Here is an 18,659-nt window from a genome sequence, read left to right on the forward strand (position 1 = left end):
GCCGCTGACGCTAGTTAAATACGCACCGCGAATACGACTTTTCGGTTGTGGGGTCAAACACCCCGTCACGTGCGGTTTTTTGACCTGCCGATTTCAGTGGACGTCGGGGTGCACCCGGGCCAGCTGTGCACTGTCCCAGTAGCCGCGTTGGTGAACGATCACCCCGTCGCGCACGCAGAAGAACCCGCAGCCGCGGAAGCCCTCGGGGTCGGTCCACTCGAGCGCGCCCCAATCACCGTCGACGACGAGGTTGACAGGGATACAGGTCAGGGGGCCGCCGGCGAAGGTGTCGCGGTGGAAGTCCGCGATCGCGGGCCGGCCGACCACCGGCGACAGCGGGATCTGGTGATTGACCGCATCCTCGGCGTACAGGTCCGCGATGCCGTCGGCATCACCTGCATTGAACAGCGTCAGCCACCGCTCCATCACCGCACGCGTACACACAGCTTTGTCCTACCCGAGAACTACGCGCCGCCGCAACCGATTTCAGCCGCCGCGGATGTCAAGACCGTGCGCCGCGGCGAAGGCCAGCGCCTGCTCGATGTCGATCCGGGCGCCGCGCAGCGCGGCCGTCGTCCAGAACGTCGGATCGGCGCGGGCGCCGCGCAGGTCGGCCTTTTCCAACCGCGCTCCCTGCACCCGCGCCCCGGTCAGGTCCGCGCGCGCCAGCACCGCCTCCCGCAGGTCGGCGCCGACCAGGCCGGCTTCGCGCAATCGGCAGTCGGACAGATCGACCTTGCGCAGGTCGGCCCCGCCCAGCACCGCCAGAGTGAAGTCCGCCTCGACCACGGTCAGCGGCCGCATGCGACACTCGACGAACGTCGACCCGAGAAAGCTACAATGACGAAAAGTGCTGTGCCAGAGAGTAGTCCGGCGGAACGTGCAATTACGGAACGCCGAGCCGATGTGCTCGGACTCCGCCATGTCGACTCCGGAGAAGTCGCAGCCGTCGAACACCACCCGTTCGGTGCGGATCCGGCTGAAGTCCTCGTCGCGGAAATCGTGGCCGTCGAACTCCCTGTCGGTCTGATCGTCCATCCCGGTCAGCCGGTCGGCGCCAACCGGCTCAGTGCGTATTCGGTGACGGCGATCAGTGCGGCCTTGGCCGATTCGCGGCTACGGGCGTCGACGCTGATGAGCGGCACGTGGTCGGGAAGAGCGAGAGCGGTCCGCACCGCCTGCAACGAATGCCTTGGGGCGCCGTCGAACTCGTTGACCGCGACCAGGAACGGCAGGTTGCGGGCTTCGAAGAAGTCGACCGCGGCGAAGCTGTCGGCCAGGCGGCGGACGTCGACGAGGATGATCGCGCCGATCGCGCCGCGCACCAGGTCGTCCCACATGAACCAGAATCGGCGCTGCCCCGGCGTACCGAACAGGTAGAGCACCAGGTCGTCGGCCAGGCTGATGCGGCCGAAGTCCATCGCGACGGTCGTCGTCGACTTGTCCGGGGTGGCGGCGAGTTCGTCGTGTCCTTCCGAGGCGTCGGTGACCAGTGCCTCGGTGCGCAGCGGCACGATCTCCGACACCGCGCCGACGAACGTCGTCTTGCCGGCGCCGAAGCCGCCGGAGATGACGATCTTGGTCGAGGCGGTCCTAGAGTGCCTTGAGGCCACGCAGTGTCCTTCCGATCAGTTCGCGTCGTTCGTCGGCCGTCGTCGCGTCGGCCAGGGTGTCGTGCACGGTCACATAACCCTGCATCACCAGGTCGCCCACCAGCACGCGCGCCACGCCGAGCGGCAGACCCAGATGCGCGGCGATCTCGGCGACCGAGGGCCGTCGCGCACACAGCGCCACGATCTGGGCGCGCACGTCGGCGCCCGGCCAGTCGGGGGGCTGCGGCGGCGTCGCCGCTGCGACCGGGGCCTCCCACGGTAACTCGACACGTGAGTCGGTCCGGCCCGCCGTCAGGGTGTACGGGCGGACCAGTCGCGGCGCCGGATCCGCGCCCTCGGTCACAGCGTGCTTCGCCGCGCCGATGCGACCACCGCGCCCACCCGTTCCACCAGGATCGCCATCTCGTAACCGATCTGGCCGATGTCGGAGGTCCGCGCCGCCAGTGTCGCCAGGTTCGAGCCGTCGCCCACCCGCATCAGCAGCAGGTAGCCGTTCTCCATCTCGACCACCGACTGCAGCACGTAGCCGCCGTCGAACAGTTGCGCGGCGCCGGTCGACAGGCTGGCGAGCCCCGACGCGACGGCGGCCAGCTGATCGGCCCGCTCCCCCGGCATGTGCTCGCTCGCCGCCACCAGCAGGCCGTCGGCCGACACCAGGATCGCGTGCGAGACCCCCGGCGTCTCGCGGGCGAACCGCGCCACCAGCCAGTCGAGCGACTCACTCACCGGGGGTCCCCCGCTCCTGTTGGGCCCGCAGGCGTCCGGCGTGCACGCCGCCGAAGTGGTTGACGATTCCGGCGCGCACGGCGTCGGGATCCCGGGCGGCATGGGCGCCGGAACCGTTGCCGGCATCGTCGGGGGCTCCGGGCACCAGCCGCGCGCCGGGGCGCCGCACCGGCAGCCCCTCGACGGTGTGGTCGAGCACCGGTGCGTTGTCCGCGGCGGCGGCCGCCGACCATCCGTGGTCCCAGACCGTCTGCCAGTTCAGGTCGGCGCTGTGGGACAGCTCGTGCGGGTCGACCAGCCACTCGGAAAGCATCTTCTGATAAATCGCGTCGTCGTCGGCGCTGTCGTCTTTCGCGTGCCGAGCGTGCCGGGCCTGCCCGTTGCCGTCGGACGGACGCGGCGCGAAGAACGCGGCGACGTCGGACCGTATCGGCTCGGGGCGAGGCTCGGGCTCGGGGGCCCGTGCAGGCGGCTGAGGCGGTACCGGCTCGGCGATGCCGCTGGCCCCCGGCCGGCGCTGGGGCAGCAGACCGGCCGGAGCGGGCTCGGGGGGCGCCTCGATCACCGGCGCGGCGACGGCGACGGGTTCCACGGGGGCCGGCGCGGGCTCGGGAGACGGTGAGGGTTGGGCCGCCGCGACCAGCAATTCGGCCGGGACGTAGACGCCCGCCGTGGTTCCCGAGTCGCGCTGACCGGAGACGGTGGTGCGCAGCCGGACCACCAGCCCGTGCTGGGCGGCGAGCCGGCCCACCACGAACAACCCCATGTGGCGCGCGGTGTACGGATTCACCTCACCGCCGGACTGCAGCCGCGTGTTGGCGACCCGCAGGTCGGATTCGGTCATGCCCAGACCGGTGTCGGCGATCTCGAGGACGAGGCCGCCGTTGCCGGTGTACACGGCCGACACCCGCACCTGCGTCGCCGGCGGCGAATAGCGCAGCGCGTTGTCGAACAGTTCGGCGAGCAGGTGCATCAGGTCGCCGGCGGCGGCACCGGTGACCGCGCTGTCGGGCAGGCTCTCGGCGATGATCCGGGTGTAGTCCTCCACCTCGGAGGCCGCGGCGTTGACCAGCTCCACAATCGGCACCGGCTCGGCCTGGTCGCGGGCGATACGCGCCCCGGCGAGCACCATCAGGTTGGCGCCGTTGCGCCGCATTCGCGCAGCGAGGTGATCCAGGCGGAACAGGCTGTCGAGCCGGTCGGGGTCCTGCTCGTTGCTCTCGAGCCGGTCGATGAGCGCGAGCTGCTGGTCGACCAGGGATCGATTGCGCCGCGAGAGTGTCTCGAACATGTCGGTGACCTGCATCTGCAGCCGGGCCTGTTCCCCTGCGAGCAGGATGGCCTGCTCGTGCAATTCGTCGACGGCGTGGGCCACCTGGCCGATCTCCTCGGAGGTGTGCACCCCGATGGGCTGCACCGGCGGGGTCTTGCCGTCGGCGCGGACCTGTTCCACTTCGCGGGCGAGGTCCTCGTGGGCCACCTTCAGCGCGCTGGTGCGCAGCGTGCGCAGCGGCCGGATCAGCGACCGCGCCACCAGGGTGACGACCAGCAACGCCACCACGATGGCGGCGCCGACGAGCACGGCGTCCCGCAACGCGGCGGTGCGGGCGGCGGCGGCCTGGTCCTCGACAGTGGCCGGGATCGTGCGGGAGGTCTCAGCGATGACGCCCTCGGCGATGCCGCGGGTGATCCGCTGCGAGGACAGCAGGTCGGGGTTGCCGGCGAGCACGACGGCGGGGTCGGACAGCAGCGACATGCGCTTGACCATCTCCGACCGCAGCGAGGCGGCGGGGTCGGACGAGCCGCCGAGGTAGGCGCCCATCGCCGAGACGTTCGAGGGCTCGGTGCCGGCGAGCGTGATCATCGACGACCGCAGGTCGGGTTCGGGCAGATCGCCACCGCGGTCGACGAGCATCTGCTGCATCGTCATCTGGCCGCGGGCGCCGACAGCGCGGGCGAGCGCATCCCCCGCCGAGCGCACCGTGTCGTCGTCGCCGGACACCAGGCCGGTGATCGCGGTCTCGGCGGTGATGAGCAACGGCGCGTAGGTCATCACGCGGGTGCGCAGATCGATCGCGTTCGCGACGGTCTTGTCGGCCAGGTCCTTGCCGTAGTCGAGCAGTGTGTTGGTGGCCAGCCGCACGGCGTCGTCGACCTCGGTGCTGTCGAGTCTGCTGCGCAACGCCGACGTGCGGTCACCGAACGTCGTCACCGCAGCCGGGACGTCGCCGCCGGCGGTGGCCGCCGACAGCACGCCTTCCAGCGCGGCCATGTAGTCCGCGACCGGGGGGACCATGTCGGCGCGGGTGGCGGCGACGCGCAGATCCCGGGCGGCAGAAACCGATGCCGAGATGCGCAGGCCGCCGAAGGCGCACGCCAGCAGTAGCGGTACCAGCACGATGGCCAGGACCTTCGCGCGGACCGGCCAGTTGGACAGCGCCAACCGCGGCGGCCGCTTGATCGGGGATCGAGCGTCGTTCATAAAGCTTCCTGCTGAGGGCGCCCTCGTCGGGCGGGCGTGAAGCGCCTGGCAATTCGATGAGTATGCCAGCCCGAACACCGTGTTTCCACAGTTCGACATCCGAACGTGATTTCAGCAAAGGCCCTGAACAGAACGCCCTTGTGGGCGTTGCCGTTTCGTTTCCGACCCGTTGCGTGTCACCGATACGGGCGGGCCCGCGAGCAGGCACAATCGAGGGAGACGAACTGGAGGAGTGCAATGATCCACAACGGCGTGGAGATGGCTCTGCTGGCCGATGCCTCGGAAATCGGTGATTCACCCCTGATGCGAGCGATGAGCAGCGAGATGGTCGACGTCGACACTCTCGCCGGGCTGATCTCGATCGCGACCTACGAGACCTGTCTGGACTGACACCGAACGGGGCGTCGCCGGAGAACTACCCTGCCAAGGGTGTTCCGGGTGATGTTCTACTCCCCGCGCATCGCGCCCAATACCGGCAACGCGATCCGCATGGTGGCGGGCACCGGGTGCGAACTGCACCTCGTCGAGCCACTGGGCTTCGACCTGTCCGAACCGAAGCTGCGCCGCGCCGGGCTGGACTACCACGACCTCGCGTCGGTCACCGTGCATCCCGATCTGAGCGCGGCGTGGGCGGCCGTGATGCCGGCCCGGGTCTTCGCGTTCACCGCTCATGCGACCACGTCGTTCGCCGAGATCGCCTACCAACCGGGTGACGTGCTGCTGTTCGGGCCGGAACCGACGGGTCTCGACGAGACGACGCTGGCGGATCCGCACCTCACCGCGCGGGTGCGGATCCCCATGCTGTCGGGACGGCGGTCACTGAACCTGTCGAATGCGGCCGCGGTAGCCGTCTACGAGGCGTGGCGCCAGCACGGTTTCGCCGGCGCCACGTGAGTCACCAGGTGTCCCAGTGCGTGACCTGCTCGGCGGGAAGCCGCTTGGCCTTCTTGAAGTCGGTGCCCTTGGTATAGGCGATCGGGAACAGCCCGGCCTGGCTGTAGGAGTCGAACGGGATCCCCAGCAACTCGGCGGCCTGGCGCTCGCCGTCGCCGAGCAGATGCAGTGACGTCCACGCCGAGCCCAATCCGCGCGAACGCAACGCCAGCATGAAGCTCCACACCGCAGGCATCAGCGACCCCCAGAATCCGGCGCTGGCGCCCGACACCGCGTCCTGCGGCTTGCCCTCCAGGCACGGAATCAACATGACCGGCACCTTCTCCAGGTGGTCGTTGAGGTAGCGCGCCGAATCCTCCACCCGTGGGCGCTGCTCGTCGCGAATATCGCCCATCTGCGGCTTGGCCTGGTTCAGGTAGGGCGTGGCGTTGGTGCGGTAGATCTCCGCGAGCGCGAGCTTCTTGTCGGGGTCGGTGACGAACACCCACTGCCAGCCCTGGCTGTTCGAACCGGTCGGCGCCTGCAACGCGATGTCGAGGCATTCCATCAGCACCTCGCGGGGTACCGGCTTGTCGAAATCGAGGCGCTTGCGCACCGAGCGAGTAGTCGTCAGAACGTCATCGGCGGAGAGGTTGAGCGTCATTGTGCCGAGACTACATTCGGTCGCATGGCAGCTGAATTTCCCTACGAGGTCGTTCACCGTCTCACCTCCGATCAGTTCGGATGGCTCACCACCGTGGCGAAATCCGGCCAACCGGTACCGAGGTTGGTGTGGTTCCACTTCGACGGTGCCGGCATCACCGTCTACACCGAACCGTCCGCGGCGAAGGTGCGTCACATCCAGGCACACCCACGGGTGAGTCTGAACCTGGACTCCAACGGGCAGGGCTCGGGCATCATCGTCGTCGGCGGCATCGCGACCATCGACGCGCGGGACGTCGACCCCCGCGAGGACGGTCCGTACTGGGAGAAGTACCGCGCACAGGCCGAGCAGATCGGCTTGGCCGACGCAATGGCGAGTTACGGCACGCGTCTGCGGATCGACGTCGACAAGGTGTGGACGACGCCGACCCCGGGCTGAGAGTCACCCCTCATCGGAAGTCGCGGGACTTCGAGGCCACCCGCAGGCTCAGCGGACCCATCCGGTCGGCGACCACGGTCACCGCACCGGTGGCGTTCTGCACGATGCCGCGGATCAGCAGCGCCGACGCGGTCTGCGCCAGCCTGCGGTGCCGCGCCCAGACCGCAGGCATACACAGCACATTGACCATCCCGGTCTCGTCCTCGAGGTTGACGAACGTCACCCCCTGCGCGGTCGCGGGACGCTGCCGGTGCGTCACCGCCCCCGCCACCAGCACCCGGGTGCCGTCGGGTACCGACAGCAGTTGATCGGCAGGCACCACCCCCATCGCATCGAGGTCCTCCCGCAGGAACTGGGTCGGGTAGCGGTCGGGTGACACCCCGGTGGCCCATACGTCGGCGGCGGTCAGCTCCAGTTCGGTCATCCCCGGCAACGACGGAACGTGCGAGGACGACCCGACGCCGGGCAGCCGGTCCGGACGCTCGGCGGCCGCGGCGCCCGCCGCCCACAGCCCCTCACGCCGGGTGATCCCGAAACATCCCAGCGCTCCGGCGGTGGCCAGCGCCTCGGTCTGGGGCACCGACAGCTGCACCCGCCCGGTCAGGTCCAGCAGAGAGGTGAACGGGCCGTGGGCTTTCCGCTCCTCGACCAGCCGCTCGGCCAGCTCCTCGCCGATGTGCCTGACACTGCCGAGGCCGAGCCGCACCTCCATACCCGCGTTCTCCAGCGTGGCGTGCGCGAGGCTGGCATTAACGTCCGGACCGTGCACGGTGACCCCGTGCCGGCGCGCGTCGGCCACCAGTGACTGCGGCGAGTAGAACCCCATCGGCTGCGCACGCAACAGCGCCGCGCAGAACGCCGCGGGGTGGTGCAGCTTGAACCACGACGAGTAGAACACCAGCGACGCGAAGCTCAGCGAATGACTCTCGGGGAAGCCGAAATTGGCGAACGCCTCCAGCTTCTCGTAGATCCGCTGCGCCACCTCCCCGGTGATGCCGTGCACCTCGGCCATCCCGTCGAAGAACCGGCCGCGCAGCCGGCGCATCTTCTCCGTCGAGCGTTTGGAGCCCATCGCGCGGCGCAACTGGTCGGCCTCGGCCGCCGAGAACCCGGCGCAGTCCACCGCCAGCTGCATGAGCTGCTCCTGGAACAGCGGCACGCCCAGTGTCTTTCGCAGCGCCGACTCCATCGACGGATGGTCGTAGGTGACCGGCTCCTCCCCGTTGCGTCGCTTGATGTACGGGTGCACCGACCCGCCCTGGATCGGCCCGGGCCGGATCAGCGCCACCTCCACCACGAGGTCGTAGAACACCCGCGGTTTGAGCCGGGGCAGGGTGGCCATCTGCGCGCGCGACTCCACCTGGAACACCCCGACGGAATCGGCGCGCTGCAGCATCTCGTACACGGCGGCCTCGGACAGGTCCAGCGTGGCCAGATCCACCTCGATACCCTTGTGTTCGGCGACCAGGTCGATGCAGTAGTGCAGCGCCGAGAGCATGCCCAGCCCCAGCATGTCGAATTTCACCAAACCGATGGCCGCACAGTCGTCTTTGTCCCACTGCAGGACACTGCGGTTCTCCATGCGGGCCCACTCGACCGGGCACACGTCGGCGATCGGTCGGTCGCAGATCACCATGCCGCCGGAGTGGATGCCCATGTGGCGCGGCAGGTTGGAGATCTGCGTGGCCAGCTCGATGACCTGTTCGGGGATGCCTTCCACATGGGTGTCGTCGGTCAGGTTCCCCCACTGGCTGAGCTGTTTACTCCACGCGTCCTGCTGGCCCTGAGAGAAGCCGAGTGCGCGCGCCATGTCCCGGACCGCACTGCGACCACGGTAGGTGATCACGTTGGCCACTTGCGCGGCGTATTCGCGGCCGTATCGCTGATAGACGTACTGGATCGCCTGCTCGCGCAGATCCGATTCGATGTCGATGTCGATGTCGGGTGGCCCGTCGCGGGCCGGGGACAGAAACCGTTCGAAGAGCAGGTCGTTGGCCACCGGGTCGACGTTGGTGACCTTCAGCGCGTAGCAGACCGCCGAGTTGGCCGCCGACCCCCGGCCCTGCGAGAGGATGTCGTTCTCCCGGCAGAACCGCGTGATGTCGTGCACCACCAGGAAATAGCCCGGGAAGTTCAGCGCCTCGATGACCCGCAGCTCGTGTTCGATCTGGGCGTACGCGCGGGGCGCCCGCTCGGGAGGTCCGTACCGTTCCCGGGCGCCCTGCATCACCAGGTGCCGCAGCCAGCTGTTCTCGGTGTGGCCGGGCGGTACGTCGAACGGCGGCAGCTGCGGCGCGATGAGCGCGAGACCGAATGCGCACTGCTCCCCGAGTTCGGCGGCGGCGCTGACCACCTCGGGGCAGTGGGCGAACACCCGGGCCATCTCCTCCCCTGAGCGCAGATGCGAACCTCCAAGCGGGGCAAGGTAACCCGCGGCCTCGTCCATCGAGTTCCTGGCCCGGATCGCACCCATCGCCATGGCCAGCCTGCCGCGGGCCGGCTCGGCGAAATGCGCCGCGGTGGTGGCCACGACGTCCAGACCGAACCGCGGCGCGAGCACGGCCAACGCGGCATTGCGTTCGTCGTCGTGCGGATGGCCGTGATGGGTGAGTTCCACGGTGACGCGGTCCCTGCCGAACCGGTCGACCAGGTCGGCGAGCGCGGCGTCGGCCGCCTCCGGGCCACCGGCCGACAGCGCCTGCCGGACATGACCTTTGCGGCATCCGGTGAGAATCTGCCAGTGCCCCCCCGCGGCCTCGGTCAACGCGTCGTAGTCGTAGCGCAGCACGCCTTTCTCGCCGCCGGCCAGATGCGCGGCGGCCAGCTGCCGCGACAGCCGCCGGTACCCCTCCGGGCCCCGCGCGAGCACCAGCAGGTGCGGCCCGGGCGGGTCGGGATCGTCGGTGCGGCTGCCCCCGCCCAGCGACAGCTCCGCGCCGAACACCGTCGCGATGTCGAGTTCCCGGGCCGCCTCGGCGAACCGGACCACCCCGTAGAGGCCGTCGTGGTCGGTCAGCGCGAGAGCACGCAGCCCGAGCCGCGCCGCCTCCTCCACCAGTTCCTCGGGCGTGCTCGCCCCGTCGAGGAAGCTGTAGGCGGAATGGGTGTGCAGTTCGGCATACGGCGTCGACGACCCCGCACCGGTGGGCGGGTCCGGCGGTTGGTACCGCCCCCGCTTCCGCGACCAGGCGGGACTGTCACCGCCGTCACCGATCTGGCCGTCGATGGGCCAGCCGGCGCGGCGGGGCTTGCTGTTGAGGACGCGCTCCATCTCGCCCCAGCCCGGCGGACCGTTGTGCCAACCCACCGGGCCAGTGTATCGAACACGCGTTCGATCGTCAGGCGCTCTTTCCGGTATCGGGCCGGGGATCGTCGCCGTCGTTGTCCGGGTCCTCGTCCAGCGTCGGCCGCAGCACGTAGCGGACCTGGTTGCCGCCCGCCATCCGGGCCTGCTCGATGGCCTGGGTGGCGATCGCGATGAGCTTGTCGAGCACCTCGTCGGGCGGCTCGGCGGCCAGCGGCGGCAGCGGGGTGCACACCACCCCGATGCTCGCCGTGAGCCGCTGAGGCGTCGCGGCGATCGCCCCGCGGATCCGCTCGACCAGAGGTGAGGCGTCGGCGGTGGTGAAGCTGTCGGCGATGAGGAAGTCGTCGTCGGAGACGTGCGCGACGATCGCGTTGTGCCGGACGGTCTCGCGCAGCGCCTGGCCGACCGTCACCCGCGCGCGGTTCCCGCCGCTCGGTCCGGACAGCCCGAGCAGCAGCGAGAAACTGTCGATGTTCACCGCGACGACCACGAGGTACTTGTCCGCGCTGCGGCTCCGCGAGGCGAGCAGCGTGGCGACCGACTGATAGAAGGCGTCCCGGTGCAGCAGGCCGGTGAGCTGCTCGATGTCGCCGTGATGGGTGTCGGGCTGAATCAGCAGGATCATCGCCCGACAGGCGAACGCGACGAAGACGTTGAGCAGGATGATCATGCCGGCCGCGCAGATCGCCAGTGCCAGATCCGTCGCCGCCAGCCGCACGATCAGCACGCCGAGTGCGAAGACGGCGACCGTCCACACCAGCGCCAGCAACCGCTGGGTGTGGAAGCACACCACGAACGCGGTCAGCACGGCATAGCTGGCGGCCCCGGTCAGCCCGACAACCGGATTGGTCTGGATCAGCGCCGACACCGCGATGCCGACGGACCCGACCAGCACGCACAGCAGCGATTGCGCGCGCGTCGGCCAGTGGTCCCGCAGCCACACCGTCGCCAGCCCGAAGCAGGCCACCGCGATCACCACGGCAGCGGTCCGTCCCACCGTGCCCTGAGGACCCGTGGGGCTCGCCAGCAGCCCCACCGGGATCAACCCGAGTGCCGCAATGCAGACCGCGACCAGTCGGCATGTCGCCGTCTGCATCCCGCGGGCGGCCAGCACGGCAGTAAACCAGTAGTACTGATCGGAGCCCCACAGTGCTGGGCCGATCGAACGGGCGGAGGAACTCCGCAAACCGTCAAACATCGGCCCACCCCTGCCGGACGCATCCGCGGTCCAGATCAATACCCCCGCCCACAGGCGAAGGCTACCAGCCCAGCAAACCGTTTCCCAGGGCAACCAGCGTCTTCGTCGCGATCCCGATCATTCGGCGAACTCGGCGGTGCCGTCCTCGAGCACCAGGCGGGCATCGGATCCGTCGGGGCCCGCCGCCTCGGTACGGAACACCGCGGCACCGGCATCCAGCCGCCAGATCGACGTCGACAAGGTGTCGCCGGGGAACACCGGCGACGTGAAGCGGGCCGAGATCGCGGTGATCCTGGTGGCGTCACCGCCCCCCAGAGCCGCCACCAACGCGCGGCCGGCAACGCCGTAGGTGCAGAGCCCGTGCAGGATCGGCTTCGGGAACCCGGCCAGCGCAGCGAACCACGGGTCGCTGTGCAGGGGGTTGCGATCGCCGGACAGCCGGTAGATCAGCGCCTGGTCCTCCCGGGTGGGCAGGGTGACCGTCGCGTCGGGTTCCCGCTCGGGGATCTGCGGCGCCACCGGCCGCTGGCCGGGTTGGCCGCCGAACCCGCCTTCGCCGCGGATCACCAGGGTGGTGAGCGTCTCGGCCACGGCGGCTCCGGTGTCGGGATCGCTGCCGGTCGCCTTGAGCATCACGATCGCGTTCTTGCCCTCGCCCTTGTCCTGGATGTCGGCGACTTCGCTGACGACGCTCAGCGCGCCCGCGGCCGGCAGCGGCGCGAACAGCCGGATGCTCTGCGAGCCGTGCAGCAGCCGGCTGAAGTCGAACGAGCCGATGCTCCCGGCCGCGGCGAACGGGGAACACGCGATCACGGCGTAGGTCGGCAGCACCTGCTGGGAGATGTCGTGACTGTTCTCGGTGGTGAAGGCGAGGTCGGCAGTGCCCGCGCCGACGCCGAGCGCGTAGAGCAGCGTGTCGCGGTCCTTCCAGCGGAAGGTCTGCGGCGGGGGGGTGACGCCAACGGCGTTCGGATCGATCGGCATGTGTCTCTCCTATGCCATGCCGCTGTCGGTTGGCAAGCCTCCCGCCGTGTTCCGGGCTCGCCGTCCGGCAGGTGTTGACCTTTCCCCGGTCAGAGGTGACCATGTCCCGCATGCGCTATGTCGTTACCGGCGGTACCGGGTTCTTGGGCCGCCATCTCGTGACCCGACTGCTGGCTCGCCCCGGCACCGAGGCGGTGCACGTGCTCGTGCGCCGCGAATCCCTCGGCCGCTTCGAACGGATGGCCCAGCGCTGGGACGGGCGGGTGACGCCGCTGGTCGGCGACCTCACCGCGCCGGACCTCGGGGTGACCGACGACGACGTCGCGACGCTGGGAACCGTCGATCATGTCGTGCACTCCGCGGCGATCTACGACATCACCGCTCCCGAGGAGCGGCAGCGGGAGGCCAACGTCGAAGGCACGCGCGCGGTCATCGCGCTGACCCGCCGCCTCGGCGCGACAATGCACCACGTGTCGTCGATCGCGGTCGCGGGCAGCTTTCGCGGTGAGTTCACCGAGGACGACGTCGACGTCGGACAGGAGCTGCCCACGCCCTATCACCGGACCAAGTTCGAGGCCGAACTGCTGGTCCGGGCGGCCCCCGGATTGCGGTTCCGCGTCTACCGGCCCGCGGTCGTCGTGGGCGATTCGCGCACCGGGGAGATGGACAAGATCGACGGTCCCTACTACTTCTTCCCGATCCTGGCCGCGCTCGCCACGCTGCCCCGATTCACGCCGATGCTGCTGCCCGACACCGGACGCACCAACATCGTGCCGGTGGACTTTGTCGTTGAAGCGGTCGACACACTCATGCACCTCGACGGCCGCGACGGTGAGACGTTCCACCTGACCGCGCCGACCACGATCGGCCTGCGCGGCATCTACCGCGGCGTCGCCTCCGAGGCCGGGCTGCCGCCCCTGGTCGGATCGCTGCCCCGCGCGACCGCAGCCCCACTGCTCGGGGCGACCGGGCGCGCAAAGGTGTTGCGCAACATGGCCGCCACTCAGCTGGGCATCCCGGGCGAGGTCCTCGATGTCGTCGAACTCGCCCCGACCTTCACCCGCGACCACACCGACGACGCGCTGCGAGGCACCGGAATCGTGGTGCCGGAGTTCGCGAGCTACGCACCACGACTGTGGCGGTACTGGGCCGAGCACCTCGACCCCGAACGGGCCCGGCGCGAGGATCCGGCGGGACCGCTGGTCGGCAAGCACGTCATCATCACCGGGGCGTCGAGCGGGATCGGGCGTGCCTCGGCGATCGCGGTGGCCGCCCGCGGGGCGACGGTCTTCGCGTTGGCGCGCAACGGCGACGCCCTCGACGAACTGATCGCCGAGATCCGCGCGGCCGGCGGTGATGCGCACGCCTTCACGTGCGACGTCACCGACTCGGCCGCGGTGGAACACACCGTCAAGGACATCCTCGGCCGCTTCGGCCACGTCGACTATCTGGTCAACAACGCCGGCCGGTCGATTCGGCGGTCGGTGGTCGCTTCGACCGATCGGCTGCACGACTACGAGCGGGTGATGGCGGTCAACTACTTCGGGCCCGTGCGGCTGGTGCTGGCGCTGCTGCCGCACTGGCGCGAGCGACGGTACGGCCACGTGGTCAACGTCTCCAGTGCCGGGGTGCAGGCCGCCAGCCCGAAGTACAGCGCCTACGTCGCCAGCAAGGCCGCACTGGATGCGTTCACCGAAGTCGTTGGCACCGAAACCCTTTCGGACCACATCACTTTCACCACCATCCACATGCCGCTGGTCGCGACGCCGATGATCGCGCCGTCGCGTAGGCTCAACCCGATGCCTCCGATCTCCGCCGAACACGCGGCCGCGATGGTGGTCCGCGGCCTGATCGACAAACCGCCGCGCATCGACACCCCGGTCGGCACGCTGTCGGATCTCGGCACGTACTTCACCCCGCGGCTGACGCGGCGCATTCTGCACCAGCTTTACCTGGGCTATCCCGACTCGGCGGCCGCGCGCGGTGTGGCCGAGAGCCGGCCCGCGGTGGTACGGCGCCCGCGACGGCCCGCCCGGCCGGTGCCCTCGGTGCGGGTCCCCCGCCAGGTCAAGCGGGCGGTGCGGTTGGTGCCCGGCGTGCACTGGTGAGCACCGAACGCCTGCCGGTATTCCTCGACGTGGACACCGGCGTCGACGACGCGATGGCCCTGGTGTACCTGTTCGGCAGCCCGGAGGCGGAGTTGGTCGGCATCGCCTCCACCGCGGGAAACGTCGGCGTGCATCAGGTCTGTGAGAACAACCTCGGACTGCTCGAACTGTGCGGCATCACCGATGTGCCGGTGTCCAAGGGATCGGAGTCGCCGCTGACGGCCCCGCTGCGCACCGCGGAGGACACCCACGGACCGCAGGGCCTCGGATATGCCCGGCTGCCGGCCACCTCGGCCCGGCTCACCGACCACGACGCCGCGCAGGCCTGGATCCGGGCGGCACACGCCCATCCCGGCACGCTGATCGGCATCGCCACCGGGCCGCTGACCAACCTGGCGCTCGCCCTGCGCGCCGAACCGGCGCTGCCCCGGCTGATCCGGCGGCTCGTGATCATGGGCGGCGCGTTCGACTACCGCGGCAACACCACCCCCGTCGCGGAGTGGAATACCAGCGTGGACCCGGAGTCGGCGGCCGAGGTGTTCGCCGGCTGGGCGGACGCGCCGAGCCTGCCGATCGTGTTGGGCCTCAACGTCACCGAGAACATCGCGCTGACCCCGGAATTGCTGAGTCGGCTCGCCGACGCCGCGGGGGCGCCGTCTGCCCCGATGTCGGTACACGACACCCGCGGCACGGCCTCCGCAGCCGGCAACGCGCTGATCCGGGTGCTCGAAGACGCGATGCGGTTCTACTTCGAGTTCCACCACGATCAGGGCGAGGGCTATCTGGCCCACCTGCACGACCCGCTGGCCGCCGCGGTCGCGCTGGACCCGGAGCTGGTGGCGTGCCGCGCCGCCCCGGTCGACGTCGAACTGACCGGCACGCTGACGCGCGGGATGACGATCGCCGACTGGAGCGGGCACTGGGGACGGGAACCCAACGCGCTCATCGGTGTCGAGGTCGATCCTGCGGCGTTCTTCGACCGGTTGATCGACCGGGTCGGCGCGTTCGCGCAGACACTCAGTCGTCGGTGACGTTGAGCGTGACGTCGATGTTGCCGCGGGTGGCGTTGGAGTACGGGCACACCTGGTGGGCCTTCTCGGTCACCTGACGGGCCGTCTCGGCGTCGACGTTGGGCAGGGTGACCTCCAGCTCGACCGCCAGGCCGAAGCCGCCGTTGTCGAGCTGACCGATCGAGACCCGTGCTCCGACAGACGAATCGGAGACGTCGACCTTGTCCTGCCGAGCGACCAGTCGCAGCGCGGAGTGGAAGCAGGCGGCGTAGCCGACGGCGAAGAGCTGCTCGGGGTTGGTGCCGTTGCCGCTGCCGCCCATCTCCTTGGGGATGGCCAAGTCGAAGTCGAGCCGGCCGTCGGAGGACCGGCCGTGGCCGTCGCGTCCCTCGCCGGTGGCCAGGGCCTCTGCGGTGTACAGCGTCTTCATGGGTGTTCCTTTCCGTGGTTGTGAACAAGGGTCTGCGTGAGCGTGTGGATCGCCTCACGAAGCTCGGCAGCCTGCGTGGCGGTCAATCCGGTTGCGGGAAAGAGCTTTTCGGGTATGCACTCGGCCTTGGCGGCTGTCCGCCGGCCCGCCGCGGTGAGGGTCACCTCGACCTGGCGCTCGTCGTCGGCGCTGCGCTCCCGCCGGACGATGCCGCCGGCCTCCATCCGCTTGAGCAGCGGCGACAGGGTCCCCGAATCCAGCTGCAGGCGCTCGCCGAGGTGACCGACCGACACCCGGCCTTCCTCGCGCAGCACCAGCAGGGCGAGGTACTGGGGGTAGGTCAGCCCCAGTTCGGCCAGCAGGGGCCGGTACGCCGCCGTCATCGCCCGCGACGCGGAGTACAGCGCGAAGCACAGGTGGTCGTCGAGGGCGAGCGTGGCCATGCCTCAGACTATAGGGCACAATTTAATTGTGCACAACCAATTGTGTGCTCACTCATATCGGCCTTCGACGTACCACCGTCGCTGGCGGTAGCACAGCAGCAGGGCCTCCCCCTGGTCGCGGTCGCCGCCGACCAGCACCTGGGCCCGCGCCGTCCGGCCACTCGGGGACGCCGCGGTGTCCCACCAACGTTCGTCGACGGGCCACGGCCCGGTCCACCACGACAGCCGGCCCGCCCGCCCGGGCGCGTCCAGCCGGGCGGGGGTGGCCGAGAACAGTCCGCGGGAGGTGACCCGCACCGGATCGCCCGCCTCGTCGAGCAAGTCGACCGGATCGTCGAGCAGCACCGTCGGTGACGGCTCGGGCAGCTGCCCGGGCCAGGGCGCCGCGGGATCCGCGCGGGGCACCAGCTCATCGCCGAGCGGGGTCAGCGTGATGCGTTCGGCCGGACCCCTCCCCCCGCTGAGGACCGGAACCTTCACCGCGTCGGGACCGAGCAGTCCCTGCACCCGCACCAGCGCCCGCCGCGCGCGCAGTCTGTCCTCCTCCCCGATCCCACCCCACAGCGGCAGCTGCAACGCCTCGGCCGACACCACCTCTACCGGGCGCAGCCGCAGCATGGTGATCGGCGCCCCGGGCCGCTCGTCGGGACGACGGCGGTTCAGCCAGCCGTCGAGTTGCCAGCGCACCCGGTCGGCGGTGGCATCCTCGGTCAGCGGTTCCGCACAGCGCCAGACACGTTCGAGCTCCGCGCCGGTGGCGGTCACCGCGTGGATGGCCAGCCGGGTGCATCCCACGCCCGCGGCCTCGAGGGTGCGGTGCAACCGGCCCGCGAGCGACCGGCCGGCGAAGGCGGCCGCATCCACCCGGTCGATGGGCGGATCGCAGTCCAGCACGGCATCGAGTTCCTGCTCGGGGTCGCGGCCGGACGGTCCGCGACCGGGCTCCCCCCGTGCCAGGCGGTGGGCGGCCACCGCATCGACCCCGAAGCGGGAGGCCACATCGCTGCGGGACAGCTCGGCGAACTGTCCGATCGTTCGAATACCCATGCGCCACAACAGATCCACCAGGTCTGCTCGACTCCCGGAGGCCAGGCTGGGTTCGGTGGCCAGCTGCCGGATGGAGAGCCCGGACAGGAACTCCGCATCCCCACCCGGGTCGATGATCCGACCCGCCCGGGCGGCGAAGACCGCCGTGGGCAGCTGATCGGCGATGCCGACCTGACATTCGGCGCCCACCGCGGCCACCGCATCGACCAGCCGTTCGGCGGTGGCCTGTTCGGAGCCGAAGTACCGCGCCGCCCCCCGCACCGTCAGCGCCAGCAGCCCCGGGCGCAGCACCTCCGCCCTGGGCACCAGGTCGTCGACGGCCGTCGTGACATGTTCGAAATGCCGCGCGTCGCGGGCCGGATCGGCGGTGACGACGTGCAGTTCCGGGCAGCGCGCCTGCGACTCCCGCCGCCGCAGCCCGCGCCGCACCCCCGCCGCCCGCGCGGCCGCCGAACACGCGACCACCCGGTTGGCCAGGGTCACCGCGACCGGCACCGTCGGCGGCAGCCCGGCCGCCGCCGCGGCGGCGACAGCAGGCCAGTCCATGCACCAGAGCGCCAGCACCCTGGACGCGGACATCTAGCCGTTCACCGCACGGGCCGGCCGGGTCGCACGTCCCCGGGTCCGCATCGCCAGCCGCACCCGGCTGATCCGGCCGCACCCCGGCGTGGGCGTCCCGCCACCGGCACCGGCGATGTCGTAGCCGCTGACCTTCGCCTCCAGCCGGGCCGAGGCCCCCTGCCAGTTCCCGTCCGTGACGAGCAGCGTGCAGCCGCGCTGACGGGCCCGGGCCACCACCGCCCGGGCCCGGGAGGGCGGGACCGACCGGCCACCCAGACCGAGGACCACCAGATCCATCCCGTCCATCAGGACCGCGGCCACCTCGACAGGGTCGGCGCCCGGCTCGGGGATCACCGCGATCCGGCTCAGGTCCGCCCCCATCTCCACCGCCGCGAGCAAGCCGACGTCGGGCTGGCCGATGATCGCGACATGGCCCCCCTCGGCCGTCACGGCCGCCACGATGCTCAACTCCAGCGACCGCGCCCCCGACAGAATTGCCACGGTTCCCCGAGGCAAGGACAGCGAATCAGGCATAGGCAGCAAAGAATCCGGGGGCGAAAAAGCCGCGGGCTCCGCGGCCGCCGCGGGCTCCGGACGACGGCCGGTACCCACTTTCCCGGACACCGCCGCCATCTGCCGACGAAGCTGTTCCAGCTGCTCAGCACGGGTGACCGAGGGTCGATCCAGTGCTTTCACCCCCGTCACAGCAGCACCTTGCACATCATCGGCCTCACCCTGTGTTCGAATATGTGTTCGATACGGCCAGTAAACACCG

The 18,659-nt window shown here is 70.3% G+C and carries 19 protein-coding genes; 5 read left to right on the top strand and 14 right to left on the bottom strand.

The features are described 5' to 3' along the window. Positions 1-93: 93 nt before the first annotated feature. From MCHUDSM44219_RS16780 to MCHUDSM44219_RS16805, 6 genes are read right to left on the bottom strand one after another with little or no spacing between them, the layout of a single operon-like run. On the bottom strand, positions 94-444 hold the full coding sequence (locus MCHUDSM44219_RS16780) for a nuclear transport factor 2 family protein (protein WP_109777806.1): 351 nt from the start codon (positions 442-444) through the stop codon (positions 94-96). A gap of 42 nt (positions 445-486) precedes the next feature. Further along, positions 487-1,038 carry a pentapeptide repeat-containing protein gene (locus tag MCHUDSM44219_RS16785; RefSeq protein ID WP_048419390.1) on the bottom strand — a complete coding sequence of 184 codons (552 nt, stop codon included), beginning with the start codon at positions 1,036-1,038 and terminating at the stop codon, positions 487-489. 5 nt (positions 1,039-1,043) lie between these two features. Next, on the bottom strand, positions 1,044-1,613 hold the full coding sequence (locus tag MCHUDSM44219_RS16790) for a GTP-binding protein (protein WP_048419391.1): 570 nt from the start codon (positions 1,611-1,613) through the stop codon (positions 1,044-1,046). Next, positions 1,594-1,956: a DUF742 domain-containing protein gene (locus MCHUDSM44219_RS16795; protein ID WP_048419392.1), complete on the bottom strand. Its 363-nt coding sequence runs from the start codon at positions 1,954-1,956 to the stop codon at positions 1,594-1,596. The genes MCHUDSM44219_RS16790 and MCHUDSM44219_RS16795 overlap by 20 nt, the downstream gene beginning before the upstream one ends. Then, positions 1,953-2,339, bottom strand: a complete 387-nt coding sequence (locus tag MCHUDSM44219_RS16800) for a serine protease inhibitor (protein WP_048419393.1) — start codon at positions 2,337-2,339, stop codon at positions 1,953-1,955. The genes MCHUDSM44219_RS16795 and MCHUDSM44219_RS16800 overlap by 4 nt, the downstream gene beginning before the upstream one ends. Continuing rightward, entirely contained in the window at positions 2,332-4,821 is a 2,490-nt protein-coding gene (locus MCHUDSM44219_RS16805; protein WP_048419394.1) for a sensor histidine kinase, read from the bottom strand. The genes MCHUDSM44219_RS16800 and MCHUDSM44219_RS16805 overlap by 8 nt, the downstream gene beginning before the upstream one ends. A gap of 237 nt (positions 4,822-5,058) precedes the next feature. Here MCHUDSM44219_RS16805 and MCHUDSM44219_RS30335 point away from each other — a divergent pair, with 237 nt between their 5' ends. Together MCHUDSM44219_RS30335 and MCHUDSM44219_RS16810 are read left to right on the top strand one after the other, a co-directional pair. Further along, a complete protein-coding gene (locus MCHUDSM44219_RS30335) occupies positions 5,059-5,211 on the top strand; it encodes a hypothetical protein (RefSeq protein ID WP_165762021.1) in 153 nt (50 codons plus the stop codon). A 39-nt stretch (positions 5,212-5,250) separates the two neighbouring features. Further along, positions 5,251-5,715, top strand: coding sequence for a tRNA (cytidine(34)-2'-O)-methyltransferase (locus MCHUDSM44219_RS16810; RefSeq protein WP_048419395.1), 465 nt, complete (start codon positions 5,251-5,253; stop codon positions 5,713-5,715). A gap of 1 nt (position 5,716) precedes the next feature. Here MCHUDSM44219_RS16810 and MCHUDSM44219_RS16815 read toward each other — a convergent pair whose 3' ends face one another. Further along, positions 5,717-6,358, bottom strand: a complete 642-nt coding sequence (locus MCHUDSM44219_RS16815; protein ID WP_048419396.1) for a nitroreductase family protein — start codon at positions 6,356-6,358, stop codon at positions 5,717-5,719. Between the two features lie 24 nt (positions 6,359-6,382). On the opposite strand from MCHUDSM44219_RS16815, the gene MCHUDSM44219_RS16820 reads away from it, so the two are divergent. Further along, positions 6,383-6,796 (top strand): TIGR03667 family PPOX class F420-dependent oxidoreductase, encoded by a 414-nt coding sequence (locus tag MCHUDSM44219_RS16820; protein WP_048419397.1) that lies wholly within the window; start codon positions 6,383-6,385, stop codon positions 6,794-6,796. Positions 6,797-6,806: 10 nt separating this feature from the next. On the opposite strand, the gene MCHUDSM44219_RS16825 is transcribed toward MCHUDSM44219_RS16820, so the two are convergent. The 3 genes from MCHUDSM44219_RS16825 to MCHUDSM44219_RS16835 all read right to left on the bottom strand — a co-directional run bounded on the left by MCHUDSM44219_RS16825 (position 6,807) and on the right by MCHUDSM44219_RS16835 (position 12,285). Beyond that, positions 6,807-10,103 carry an error-prone DNA polymerase gene (locus MCHUDSM44219_RS16825; RefSeq protein WP_048419398.1) on the bottom strand — a complete coding sequence of 1,099 codons (3,297 nt, stop codon included), beginning with the start codon at positions 10,101-10,103 and terminating at the stop codon, positions 6,807-6,809. 31 nt (positions 10,104-10,134) lie between these two features. Then, positions 10,135-11,301, bottom strand: coding sequence for a GGDEF domain-containing protein (locus tag MCHUDSM44219_RS16830; protein ID WP_048419399.1), 1,167 nt, complete (start codon positions 11,299-11,301; stop codon positions 10,135-10,137). 117 nt (positions 11,302-11,418) lie between these two features. Next, positions 11,419-12,285: a MaoC/PaaZ C-terminal domain-containing protein gene (locus MCHUDSM44219_RS16835; protein ID WP_048419400.1), complete on the bottom strand. Its 867-nt coding sequence runs from the start codon at positions 12,283-12,285 to the stop codon at positions 11,419-11,421. Positions 12,286-12,395: 110 nt separating this feature from the next. On the opposite strand from MCHUDSM44219_RS16835, the gene MCHUDSM44219_RS16840 reads away from it, so the two are divergent. Together MCHUDSM44219_RS16840 and MCHUDSM44219_RS16845 are read left to right on the top strand one after the other, a co-directional pair. Continuing rightward, positions 12,396-14,393, top strand: coding sequence for an SDR family oxidoreductase (locus tag MCHUDSM44219_RS16840; RefSeq protein ID WP_201778152.1), 1,998 nt, complete (start codon positions 12,396-12,398; stop codon positions 14,391-14,393). After that, the gene (locus MCHUDSM44219_RS16845; RefSeq protein ID WP_048419401.1) at positions 14,390-15,424 is read left to right on the top strand and encodes a nucleoside hydrolase; all 1,035 of its coding nucleotides are present in this window, start codon (positions 14,390-14,392) and stop codon (positions 15,422-15,424) included. Before MCHUDSM44219_RS16840 ends, MCHUDSM44219_RS16845 begins: the two co-directional genes overlap by 4 nt. Here the strand turns inward: MCHUDSM44219_RS16845 and MCHUDSM44219_RS16850 are convergent. Genes MCHUDSM44219_RS16850 through MCHUDSM44219_RS16865 form a run of 4 tightly spaced genes read right to left on the bottom strand, consistent with a single transcriptional unit; the run spans position 15,411 to position 18,589 of the window. Further along, a complete protein-coding gene (locus MCHUDSM44219_RS16850) occupies positions 15,411-15,833 on the bottom strand; it encodes an organic hydroperoxide resistance protein (RefSeq protein ID WP_048419402.1) in 423 nt (140 codons plus the stop codon). The two genes, MCHUDSM44219_RS16845 and MCHUDSM44219_RS16850, sit on opposite strands and share 14 nt — an antisense overlap. Beyond that, a complete protein-coding gene (locus MCHUDSM44219_RS16855) occupies positions 15,830-16,276 on the bottom strand; it encodes a MarR family winged helix-turn-helix transcriptional regulator (protein WP_048419403.1) in 447 nt (148 codons plus the stop codon). Before MCHUDSM44219_RS16855 ends, MCHUDSM44219_RS16850 begins: the two co-directional genes overlap by 4 nt. A gap of 48 nt (positions 16,277-16,324) precedes the next feature. Beyond that, positions 16,325-17,902 (bottom strand): DNA polymerase Y family protein, encoded by a 1,578-nt coding sequence (locus tag MCHUDSM44219_RS16860; RefSeq protein ID WP_048419404.1) that lies wholly within the window; start codon positions 17,900-17,902, stop codon positions 16,325-16,327. Then, positions 17,903-18,589, bottom strand: a complete 687-nt coding sequence (locus MCHUDSM44219_RS16865; RefSeq protein ID WP_048419405.1) for a DnaE2-dependent mutagenesis accessory factor ImuA' — start codon at positions 18,587-18,589, stop codon at positions 17,903-17,905. Between the last annotated feature and the right edge of the window lie 70 nt (positions 18,590-18,659).

Origin of the sequence: Mycolicibacterium chubuense, assembly GCF_001044255.1 — a bacterium.
Classification (GTDB): domain Bacteria; phylum Actinomycetota; class Actinomycetes; order Mycobacteriales; family Mycobacteriaceae; genus Mycobacterium; species Mycobacterium chubuense.